The organism is Flavobacterium johnsoniae (genome assembly GCF_030388325.1).
Lineage (GTDB): Bacteria > Bacteroidota > Bacteroidia > Flavobacteriales > Flavobacteriaceae > Flavobacterium > Flavobacterium johnsoniae_C.
In genome coordinates, this window is record NZ_CP103794.1 from 4,340,356 (window position 1) to 4,352,681 (window position 12,326).

The following is a 12,326-nucleotide window of genomic DNA, read 5'->3' on the forward strand; positions in this document are numbered from 1 at the left end:
TAATTTTAAATTTCTTCTAAAACTGCAGCCCAACCTCCATTTCTAACCATTTTGATTTCGATACTTTCACCCGATTTTATCTCGAAATTCTTTTTTCTGTAATCCATAGCCTGATATCCTGCATTTATTCCGTCTTCGAATGAAGTCACTTTATAGGATTTTCCATTCTTTAAAAAATTAAGATTCAGTTTGAATGTTCGTTCTTTTTCGGCATCGTTTGTAATTCCTCCAATAAACCATTTTGAACCTTTTCTTTTGGCTACAATTGCGTATTGTCCAGTTTTGGCTTCTAAAGCAACTGTTTCATCCCAAGTTGTGGGAACAGAAGTAATGAATTCTGTACATTCTTTTTCACGATAGTAAAGGGTTGGATTATCGGCAAGCATTTGTAAACCGCTTTCGAAAACCACAAAAAGTGCCATTTGATAAGCTCGAGTTCCGATACTTGCAGAATTAGGACGTTCTGATCTGTATACTTCTGGCTGCATGCTGATCATCGCTCCTGGCGTGTAATCCATCGGGCCAACGGCGTTTCGCATAAAAGGAAAATACACACTATTGTCTGGTTTACAGCCGTCCATTTGTTCCATTCCTCTTACACCTTCGTAAGAAAGTAAATTCGGATATTTATATTCTAAACCAGAAGGCTTGAAAGCGCCATGAAAATCTACAAATATTTGATTTTTAGCCGCTTCTTTAACAACTTTTTCATAATAATTAACCATTACCTGATCGCTTCTATCCATAAAATCAATTTTTACACCAGCTATTCCCCAGTCTTTAAAAGTTTTAAAAAGTTCCATGTTTTTGTCGACCGTAAGCCAAGTCAGCCATAAAACAATGCCGACATTTTTTTCTTTTCCATAACGAATAAGTTCATGAACGTCTACGTCTGGATTTGGCGAATATGGATCTGTTGTGCTTTTTGCCCAACCTTCATCCATAATAATATATTTGATTCCGAATTTTGATGCAAAATCAATGTAATATTTGTACGTATTAAGATTGTAACCTGAAACAAAATTAACATCTGGACCATAAGGAGTTGCGCCGTTCCACCATTCCCAACTCGCTTGTCCGGGTTTAATCCATGAAGTATCTTTTATTTCGCTTTTTGGAGCTAATTTTAATGTCATGGTATTCTGAATAAGCTCTTTGTCGTTTTTGGTAATGACAAAATAACGCCAAGGAAAATTTCGTGTTCCAGAAGTTTTGGCAATATAATCTGCTTCTTTTAAAACCTTTAAACTTCTGTCGCCATCGGGTCCGAAATCCAAAGGCGTTTTAGGAAATGTTGATTCTGCGCCTTTTCCAGTTCCTTTTAAAAACATTCCCGGATAATCAGACAAATCAGATTCGCTGATGAGTATTTTATATTGTTTTTTAGAATCAACTAAAATAGGAAGTGTAGACATTTTAGATGAAGAATTCCATTCGCTTGAATTTATATGTGAATATTCTTCTTCGCTTGAGGTTTTAAAATTTCCTGTTTGCTGTAAGTGAATGAAATAATTTGTTGGAAAATTGATTGAGAAATCTTCATTTAAAACTTCAATTTCTCCTTTTTTAGAAGTAATAAATCGATACGCAATTCCTTCGTCAAAAGCTCTAAATTCAACAGAATAATTTCCTTTAAAATTTAAAAGCAAATAATTACAAGAATTAGAAACGGTTGAAAATTTAACTGGAATTACAGGTTTTATCACTTCATTAATTTTTCCTGTTTTGCTGTTTATTAATTTCGGATTTAAGCCTAAATTTTCATTTTTCAAAACTAAACCTAAATGATTTTTTTCAGTTAAAGTTTCATTTCCTTCCGAAACAGCATAATAGATTTTATCTCCTAACTGGATTGAAACTTTCAATTCGCCATTGGGAGAACTAACTTCAAAATTTGTTTTTTGTGAATGAACATTATAACCTTCAAATAACAAAAACAGGAAAACCAATACTTTTATATTTTTCATGTAAAATCGTTTTTATATGAATAACGTCCCACGAAAATGGGACGTTACTTTACAGATTAAATTATTTTGTTTGCAGTTGAATTTCACCACCATTTTTAAATAAATCGTGAGAAATAAAATAACTATTGATTTTAGAACCGTTTACTTTAATAGCTTCTAAATTCCTTTTCCCGTTAGGATTTTTTATCGTTACTTTTTTTCCTTGCGGAGTTGTCCACGAAACGTCTTTAAAAAGAGGAACTGTCACAATATATTCAGGATCTGCTGGCGATAAAGGATATAATCCTAAAGCTCCAAAAACATACCACGAAGACATTTCTCCTGCATCATCCATTCCGCTCATTGCCAGTTTTTCTGGACCGATTCCGTACATAGTATCTAAAATTTCATCGATTACTTTTTGTGATTTTTCAGGTTTATTGATAAAATAATACGAAAACGGTGCTTCATGATCCGGCTGGTTTCCATGACAATATTGCCCGATAAAACCAGAAATATTCCAAGCAATATAATTCGGATTCCAAGGTTTTGTAAAAAATTCATCCAATTTTGCTTCAAACGGTTTGTCGCCACCATATAATTTTACTAATCCCGGCATATCATGCGGAACGAAAAATGAAAGTTGCCATGCATTTGCTTCTCTGTACATATATTCATAATAAGGAAACTCAGGATTAAAAGGTGTAATCCAATTGCCGTTTGCCAATCTTCCTCGCATAAAAGTGGATTCTTTATCAAAAACATTGGCGTAATTTTTAGAACGTTTTGTCAAATCATTATAATGTTCTGTGTCGTTTAATTCTTTCGCCAACAAAGCCAGCGCGTGATCGTCATAAGAATATTCGAGCGTTTTTGTAACTGCTGCATTTGCTACCGTTTCTACTTTAGGATCCTTAATATCTTGTTCTGGCACATAGCCTTTTGCTATATATTCTGAGATATGAGGTCTTGTTCCGCCTTCTTTGTAAGCGTTATTTAATAATAATTCGTATGCTTTTTTGACATCATAATTTCGAATTCCGCGCATATAAGAACCTGCGATAAAAGATGCCGCATGATCGCCGTGAAAGAATGTCGGAATAAAACCTTTAATTTCTCCTTCGTTAATAATAGAACTTATTACATCTGCAGTCACATCTGGAGAAAAAATACTCAATAAAACCAATTTATTTCTGTAATCATCCCATAATGAAGGAAGTGTGTAATAACGATAATTTTTTTTGCGAACTTTTCCAGCTTCGTCTGTAAATTGTCCGTTTACGTCGCTTCTTAAAGCTGGCCATAAAAATGATCTGTACAACATGCTATAAAACATTACATGTTGTTCGTCTGTACCGCCTTTTACTTGAATTTTCGAAAGCAGTTTTTCCCACTCTGAACTTCCTTCTTCGAAAATTTTTGTTAGCGTTTTATCACCAACTTCTGCTTTCAGATTTTCAGTTGCATTTTCAACACTTACAAACGATAAAGCTATTTTTACTGTAACAGGTTTGTTATCGCCATCTTTGATATTTACCAAAGTATAACCGCCACTTTTTGCGATATCTTTAGTATCTAATTTATCAATTGGACTGCTAAAAGTGGCATAAAAATATATTTTCTCGCCACCAGTTCTTTGAAAACCGCTCACTGCATTTGAACCTTCTTGTTTGATTTGCCAATCGTCTACACGATTATTTGCTTTTCCTAAATCAAAAAGCACTTTTCTTCCTTTGTTGTTTTTGAAAGTATATTCATGAATTCCGCAACGTAAGGTTGAAGTCAGTTTTACTTGAACATTATAATCTTTCAAAAACACTTCATAATAAGCTGGACTTGCTTTTTCTTGATTGTGACTGAAAGAAGATTTATACGGAAATGAAGCACCTTCTGAAACTGGCAATAACGGAATGTGGCATAAATTCCAATGTCCTTTGTTGGTGTGCGTAAAGCCTAAAATTTCGGTATCTTCATATTCATAACCTGCACCAGAACGGTATTTCGTCATCGGACTTAGCTGCACCATTGCGTTGGGTACAGAAGAACCCGGAAATACCAAACCTGCCCAAACACGCATATCTTTTGGAGGTGTATATCCAATTATTTTAGTATCTAATAAAGGCGCTGTTCCAATAAACGGATTGACCAAAGCTGTATATTTTCCTTTTGAAAGGCCTCCGCCTGATTTTTGAGCAATAGTTGTCAGGCTCGCCATAGACATTGTTAGTGTCGCGAGTAGTATTTTCTTTCTCAATTTCATAATTTTAAAAAATTAAAATCGGTTAAAAGTTATAACTCCAGTAGTTTAGGATTGGTTTTATAAGTGTCCCATAAAAGCTCTCCGAATAATGTATTGGTCCATGCAAACCAAGATCTCGTGAAATTTTTAGCATCGTCTTTGTGGAAAGATTCATGCATAAAACCGGTGTCTCCGTGAGAGGCTTTTAGCATTCTGATACAATCTTTAATTTCGTTTGCATCTGAAGTTGTATAAGCTCTCATTACTAAAGACATTGGCCAAATCATGTCCATTCCTACGTGTGGGCCTCCAATTCCTTCTGCTACTTTTCCTTTAAAGAAAAAAGGATTATCTTCTGAAAGAACAAATTTTCTGGTGTTTTGATAAATTGGATCTTTAACGTCGATAGCATCCAAATATGGTAAACTCAATAAACTTGGAACGTTAGAATCATCCATCATTAAATGTCCTCCAAATCCGTCTACTTCAAATGCGTAAATGTCACCGTGTTTTGGGTGTTTTACAATGGCATGTTCTTTAATTGCTTTTGAAACTTCGTCTGCTAAGGCTCTTAATTCTTTAGCCGTTGCGTTATCTTTTTTAATAGCTTCTAACATTTCTGCCGCCTGATTCATACTCGCTACAATGAAGAAATTTGAAGGAATTAAGAAAGAAAAAACCGTTGCATCATCGCTTGGTCTAAAAGCAGAACAAACCAAACCAACTGGTTTTACTGGATATCCGTAACCTTTTAAAGGTCTTGTGTCGGTAGCAAATTGTGTTGTTCTCTGGAAAGTGTATGGATTTTTACCATCTTTTTGCTGCTGATCTCTAAAAGTCTTTAAAGTTGTTTTAATCGCTTTTACCCAATTTTCATCAAAAGGAGAAACGTCTTTTGTGTTTTTCCAATAATTATAGGCTAATCTGATTGGATAGCAAAGAGAATCTATTTCATATTTTCTTTCGTGAACACCAGGTTTCATATCGGTGTGATCGCTTGTCCATTCTCCTTTTTTGTTCGGATCGTTGTAAAATGCATTCGCATAAGGATCTTTCAAAATATATTCTGTCTGTCTGTTGATAACACCAGCAATCAGATTTTTTAATTTTTCATCTTTTCCTGCAAAAGCCATATACGGCCAAACTTGCGCAGAACTGTCACGCAGCCACATCGCATCAATATCGCCCGTAATAACATACGTGTCTGGACGTCCGTTTTTTTGTGAATACGTTACAGTCGTATCCAATGTGTTCGGAAAACAGTTGTTAAACAACCATCCTAACTCTTTATCTTTTACATTTTTTTGAAATTCGGCAATTGTTTTTTCAATAAACTCACTTTCAAAATTTCTTTTGTTTTTGGGAACTCTGACAATTGGAAAATCCTTAACAGCAGCTTTTGTTCCAGCCACTATTTCTAGAGGATCAATAAGGGCTAAACTGCTAAATAAAACAGTGTTTTGGATAAATTTTCTTCTTTGCATAATGATATATTTTAAATTTTGAAGGCAAGAACCTCCATTTATTCTTTTTTATTCGTTTGATAAAGAGTATGGAAAATCTTCTTTATTAATTCCTCTTTTCTTATTTGGTTCTGATGACATATCAAAATCTAAAGTTGCGCCTTTCATTAATTCAGAATGGCTTAACCAGTTTTTAGTGTAAACTTTTCCATTCAATTTCATGTTTTGAATGTATCGATTCTGGTCGCTATTTTCTGTAGAATTAATTGTAATTGATTTTCCATTTTCTAATTGAAGCGTTACTTTTTTAAACAATGGCGCGCCAATAACATATTGATCTGAAGCGGGAGTTACAGGGTAAAATCCTAAAGAAGAGAAAACATACCAAGCAGAAGTTTGTCCGTTATCTTCGTCGCCGCAATAACCATCTGGCGTTGCGTGATACATTCTGTTCATGGTTTCTCTTACCCAATATTGCGCTTTCCAAGGTTCTCCTGCATAGTTATACAAATAAATCATGTGCTGAATGGGCTGATTTCCGTGCGCATATTGTCCCATATTGGCAATTTGCATTTCTCTCATTTCGTGAATTACACCGCCTTTAAAATCTTTAGTTGCAAAAACAGGAGGCGATGAGAAAACTTTATCCAATTGAGAAACAAACGTTTCTTTCCCGCCCATTAAATTAACCAAACCTTGTACATCGTGAAAAACAGACCACGAATAATGCCAGCTGTTTCCTTCTGTAAATCCGTTAAACCATTGAAAAGGATCAAAAGGTTCCATAAATTTTCCGTCTTTATTTTTTGGACGCATCAAATTATATTTCGGATCGAAAAGGTTTTTATAGTTTAAACTTCTCTTTTTATATAAATCAATTTCTGATTTTGGTTTGTTTAACGCTTTCGCTAATTGATAAATCGCAAAATCGTCGTAAGCATATTCTAAAGTTCTCGCGGCGCTTTCGTTTACTTCATCATTTGGAACATAACCTAAAGCATTATAAGAATTAGCTGCCGCACGACCCACTGCTTTCATCGGACCTGCATTATTAGCGCCGTGAATCAAAGCTTTATATAAATTTTCTATATCGTAGCTTTTTACTTTTCCGCTTTTTAAATATGCTTCAGAAACGATCGATGCCGAATTATTTCCGACCATAATATCTCGTAATCCTGGACTTGACCATTCTGGAAGCCAGCCGCTTTCGTTAAAAGCATTTGATAAACCTTCCTGCATTTGCGTATTCAATTCTGGATACATTAAATTTAAAAAAGGGTATAAAGCTCTAAAAGTGTCCCAAAAACCAGTATCTGCAAACATATAACCCGAAAGAGTTTTTCCGTTGTACGGACTGTAATGCACTACTTTATTGTTTTTATCGTACTCATAAAATTTTCTCGGAAAAAGTAATGAACGGTACAAACAAGAATAAAAAGTACCAAATTGATCTGAGGTTCCTCCATCTACTTTAATTCTCGATAATTCTTTGTTCCAAATGTTTTTTCCTTTTTCCTTAAGCTGATCGAAATTATTATTGCCAATTTCTTTTAAGTTTAATTCTGCTTGTTCATAACTGATAAAAGAAGATGCCACTTGGGCATTTACTTTTTCGCCAGCTTTTGTTTTAAAACCAATTACAGCACCTGCATGATCGGCTTTCATTTCTAAAGCATTTTCTAAAGCATCTCCGCTGAAAGTAGAATTTACTTGGAAATCTTTATCGAAAATGATGACGAAATAGTTTTTAAAATTCTCTGGAACACCGCCGCTATTTTTGGTTGTGTAGCCGATAATTTTTCTTTCATAAGGAATGATTTTCACATACGAACCTTTATCAAAAGCATCGATTACGACATAAGATTTATCAGTTTCTGGAAACGTAAATCTAAATCTTGCCGCTCTTTCTGTAGGCGTAATTTCAGTTGTAACATTGTGATCTGCGAGATAAACGCTATAATAATATGGCGTAACAGTTTCTGCTTTATGCGAAAACCAGCTTTGTCTATCTTCTTCCTTAAATTTTAATTCGCCCGTAACTGGCATTATAGAAAACTGCCCATAATCATTCATCCAAGGCGATGGCTGATGGGTTTGTTTAAAACCTCTTATTCGGTTTGATTTGTATGTGTAAGCCCAACCGTCACCCATTTTTCCTGTTTGAGGCGTCCAGAAATTCATTCCCCACGGCATTGCGATTGCAGGATAGGTATTTCCGTTTGAAATTCCGTAATCTGAATCAGAACCAATTAAAGGATTTACCCAATCGATAGGTTGTTGCGGCGTTATAACCTGCGGATTTTGTGCACTTAAAAAAGTGAAAGTGAAAAGCGTAAAGACAATGGAGTTTTTAATATTCATCACAACTTTAATTATTAATCGAATTAATTACTTCTTTGTTGATTTTATTTACTTCAGAAAAATTCATTTTATCCACTTTTCGATCGTACGTCATAAAACCATTTACTTCTCCTTCTACATCTGTCGTTTGCGTGTAAACTGCTGCCGAAAATCCAACTTTGGCTTGTTTTATTAATTGATCTGCATATTCTCTATATTTTGCCGTTGTTTCGTCTGTATTTTTAAACTGTGTATAACCCCAATTTTTATCGGCTTGCCAAAGATGCCCGGTAACAGGAAAACCGATTCCGCCATATTCGCCTAAAACCGTAATTCTGCGGGCATCATACAATTTTAATTCTGGTCCCGGATAATGGTGAATATCTAACATATCTCCCGTCTGAAAATGATTTCCTCCGCTTGACGAATTAACCAATCGGCTTGGATCATGATTTTTTGTCCATTCTGTAATTTCGACCGTTTTGAATTGTCCCCAAGCTTCGTTGAACGGAACCCAAACCACAATACTCGGATAAGAATACAAATGATCCATAATTTCTTTCCATTCTTTTTTATAGGTTTCCTCAGATTGAGCTGTTCTTTTCAATTCTGTTCCTTCAAAATATTTATGCATTTGCCAAATCGGACCTTCATCGCCACTCGGCATATCTTGCCAAACCAAAATTCCCATTTTATCGCAATGTGTATACCATCTTGCTGGTTCTACTTTTACGTGTTTGCGAATCATGTTGAAACCTAATTCTTTTGTTCTAACCAAATCGTATTTTAAAGCTTCGTCGGTTGGAGCTGTATACAATCCGTCAGGCCACCAGCCTTGATCTAAAGGACCAAACTGAAAACAATTTTTATTGTTTAATTGAATTCTCACAATACCATTTTGATCTCTTTTTGAAGAAATTTTACGCATTGCGAAATAACTTTTTACTTCGTCTGCTACTTTTCCTCCAGTAAGCAATTTTATTTTTACATCATATAAAAAAGGGGAATCTGGCGACCACAATTTCGGGTTTTTTAAAACAATATCCAATGATTGTCCTGCAACAGCTTTTTCTGATGCAATTGTTTGATTACCATCTAAAACGGTAATTTCGACAATATCGCCAGCGTTTGCGCCTTCTGCCTCTGCTTTTATGTTTATCGTGTTGCGATCAATATCTGGTGTTGTTCTTAAATTTATGAAATGTTTTTTGCTAACAGGTTCTAACCAAACTGTTTGCCAGATACCTGTAACAGGTGTGTACCAGATACTTTCTGGATTTTTAACTTGTTTTCCTCTTGGCTGTGTTCCGTCATTTGTTGGGTCCCAAACTTTTACAACTAATTTTTGAGATTTTCCATTTAAATAAGGCGTGATATTAAAACTAAAAGGAACAAAACCGCCAGTATGCGTTCCGATTTTTATATCATTAATATAAACTTCAGTTTTCCAATCTACGGCACCAAAATGCAGTAAAATATCTTTATTTTTCCATGAATTATCGACTGTAAAATTTGTTTCGTACCAAAGTTCATTTTCTGAGCCAACCGTTTTCATTACACCCGAAAGGCTTGATTCTACAGCAAAAGGAACGAGAATTTTTCCGTCATATCCTTTTGGCGCAGTTTGTCCCGCGGGTTGTATTGCGTAGTTCCATAAACCGTTCAGGTTTTTCCATTGACTTCTTTCCATTATTGGTCTTGGATATTCTGGAAGTGTATTTTTAGGATCTACTTGTTCTGCCCATTTTGTTTTGATTTTATCTCCCTGCGGTTTCCATTGCGCGATGCAGTTTAATCCAAAAAAGAGAAAAAGTATTATGGTGATTTTATTCTTCATTATGATGTTTCTTGAGGTTAAATAGAATAGTATAAAACCTGAAGGCTTTTTATAACCTTCAGGTGTTACAAAAATTACTAACAAATACTACTTAAACTAATTAATTAAAATAACCATCTTTATCCAGCTTGGCTGCTGCTTCTATTAACATAACCCCGCTCAATTGGGTTGTAAGATCTGTGTTTGCTCCTGCTGCAGGTGCTACTTTCCAATTGCTACCTGATAACATTGAAGGTCTTAAAATTCCTTTTTTGTAAAATGTCTGAGCATTAAATTTCATGAAAGCTGCAAATTTTTCTTTATCTGTAGAATTGATTGTTGGATGCTCTGTAAGTTCTACGAAATAACGCACTAAGATACCTTTAAATAATCCGCCATCTCCTTGTCCTTCATCTCTTAAAAGACCTTCTGAAAGCAATTTTGGACTCACCAAAACTGTTCTTCCGCATTTTACAGCATCGTCAAGATATACTTGGTCATTTGTTGCTTTGTACAATCTTAAACCTGCTCCAATCCATGTTCCCATGTTATAGGTAAAAACCCAGTCTTTGTTGGTTGTAATTACTCCGTTTACTTCTGATATATTATCCCAAACAGTTCCAGTAACCGGATCTACAAGATTAGCTTTTTGCCATGCATAGATTTTTTTTGCCCAATCTAAATCATCGGCTTTTTTATCGATTTCATATAATCTCATGGCAAGAATTACCGCTGGACCGTTTGAAACGGCATTCTTCTGTCTTGGCGTATCTTGTTTCCAAGTAATTCCTCCACCAAAAACATCACTCCAGCTTAATTTTATTCTTCCCCATAAATAATCGGCAACATCTTTATATTCTTGATCTTTTGTTGCGTCATAAGCACGAAGGCAAGAATTTGCCAACCAAAGCATATCATCATTAAAAACATTATTATAAGTATTATTTCCGTTTTTAACCTTGATTCCTTGTACCAAAGCTTTCATTCTTGTTTTGTAATTCTCATTTCCAGTTCTTAAAAAACCATCTACCAAAACATCCAAAACGTGTGCATTTGGCCAATAATTAAAAGTGCTTTTTCCTGTATTGTTTTCTATAAAAGTTCCATTAGAACCTAAATAAGTATTGTAAGTTGCTGTTTGCAAAGAATCGGCAGTTTGTGCCCAAGTATATTTAAATTCAGCTCCGCCTGTACTGTTTGGATCACGTAACGGAATCGGATCATCATCGCAAGAAACAGTCAATAACCCCAATCCTATCACGCTTAGCATTACGATACTAAAACGCATTGAAAATAATTTTTTCATAATATATTCATTTAATAAAACGTCTCTCAAAAACATCTTTCAAGAGACGTTTTGGGTTATTTTATAATACTGTAAAACTGTGTGTGTAAGCCGGTGCAGTTGCACTAAAATTGATTTCAGCATTTACATTTTTGTTGTCTACTGCAGAAGCAAATTTGAAACAGTTGTTCCAGAAATCGCTTGTTACAGGAACCATGTACCAGTAAGAAGCGGCAACGTTTGCTCCATCAGGTCTGCTGTTGTCTCCGTTGATACTTCCGTACCATTCTTCAGATGTAGTTGCTCCATTTACAACTGTAAATTTAAATTTGTAACGCTCGTCTCTACCCCAAGATTCTTGTTTAAAGCTGATTGCTTTATTTGCTGCTTTCCAGATACCTCCACCTGCATAAGTGTATTCAAATAAATATTGGCTAAGTGGCGGGAACCATAATTCGATTTTTTTGATTTCTGTCATTTTTGTAGAACCATCACTAAAATCTACTCTAATTTTGTACACTTTGCTTTCTCCAGCAAAAGTTGTTGCTCCGTCTTGTTTTAATTTACCATCTTCGATGTAGAAAACTTCTGGAGTACCATTTTTTCTAGAGATGAATTTGTAAGTTCCTGCTTTAAGTTTTGTATAAATTTCAAATGAAGTTGCGCCTACTTTTTTAAACGCTTGAGCATCTGCAACTGTTTCTCCATTTTCAGAACCTGTACCAGTTATAAATAATTGATCTGGAGTTGGGAAACCGCCTGGTCTTTGCACTTCAAAAATTCCCGAAACTTTAGATTTTTGAACATTGATTCCTTTTGAAGAATAAACAGTCCATTTTAATTTTCCGATAGATTCTGATTGAATTCCTGCTAAAGCTGCAATTTTGTTCAGCTCGGTAAAAGAAAGATTCAACGTTTTTTGGAAACCATTTCCATCTGAAGGAATCGTATAAATTGGTTTAGAAAAATCGCCGCTTTCCTTATCAAAAACAACATCATAAAGTACAACACCGTTATCCTCAGCTTTAGCTCCTTCCCATTCAAAAAGAGCAGAACTTTGTGCTCCTAGATCAAAAAATTTGTTATCTGCTGGTGCGTAAAGTGCATTTACCGTACTCACATTAGTATGACTCATTGAATCGTCATTGTCGCAACCCACCAAGAAGATGGCGCATACTAGTAATAATAATTTTGAATATATATTTTTCATGATTTTATTTATTAGGTTAGTTAGTTT

Annotated in this window: 7 protein-coding genes; all 7 read right to left on the reverse strand. The window is 34.9% G+C overall.

Annotated features, from left to right (window positions below):
* Positions 1-5: 5 nt before the first annotated feature.
* The 7 genes from NYQ10_RS18455 to NYQ10_RS18485 all read right to left on the reverse strand — a co-directional run bounded on the left by NYQ10_RS18455 (position 6) and on the right by NYQ10_RS18485 (position 12,299).
* Positions 6-1,967 (reverse strand): glycoside hydrolase family 97 protein, encoded by a 1,962-nt coding sequence (locus NYQ10_RS18455; RefSeq protein WP_289877692.1) that lies wholly within the window; start codon positions 1,965-1,967, stop codon positions 6-8.
* A gap of 61 nt (positions 1,968-2,028) precedes the next feature.
* Positions 2,029-4,206, reverse strand: a complete 2,178-nt coding sequence (locus NYQ10_RS18460) for a GH92 family glycosyl hydrolase (RefSeq protein ID WP_289877693.1) — start codon at positions 4,204-4,206, stop codon at positions 2,029-2,031.
* A gap of 29 nt (positions 4,207-4,235) precedes the next feature.
* Complete coding sequence (locus NYQ10_RS18465) at positions 4,236-5,669, reverse strand: glycoside hydrolase family 125 protein (protein ID WP_289877694.1); 1,434 nt, start codon at positions 5,667-5,669, stop codon at positions 4,236-4,238.
* 48 nt (positions 5,670-5,717) lie between these two features.
* A complete protein-coding gene (locus NYQ10_RS18470) occupies positions 5,718-8,009 on the reverse strand; it encodes a GH92 family glycosyl hydrolase (RefSeq protein WP_289877695.1) in 2,292 nt (763 codons plus the stop codon).
* A 7-nt stretch (positions 8,010-8,016) separates the two neighbouring features.
* Complete coding sequence (locus NYQ10_RS18475) at positions 8,017-9,825, reverse strand: glycoside hydrolase family 2 protein (protein ID WP_289877696.1); 1,809 nt, start codon at positions 9,823-9,825, stop codon at positions 8,017-8,019.
* Between the two features lie 100 nt (positions 9,826-9,925).
* A complete protein-coding gene (locus NYQ10_RS18480) occupies positions 9,926-11,110 on the reverse strand; it encodes a glycoside hydrolase family 76 protein (protein WP_289877697.1) in 1,185 nt (394 codons plus the stop codon).
* Positions 11,111-11,171: 61 nt separating this feature from the next.
* Complete coding sequence (locus NYQ10_RS18485) at positions 11,172-12,299, reverse strand: SusE domain-containing protein (RefSeq protein ID WP_289877698.1); 1,128 nt, start codon at positions 12,297-12,299, stop codon at positions 11,172-11,174.
* Positions 12,300-12,326 lie beyond the last annotated feature (27 nt).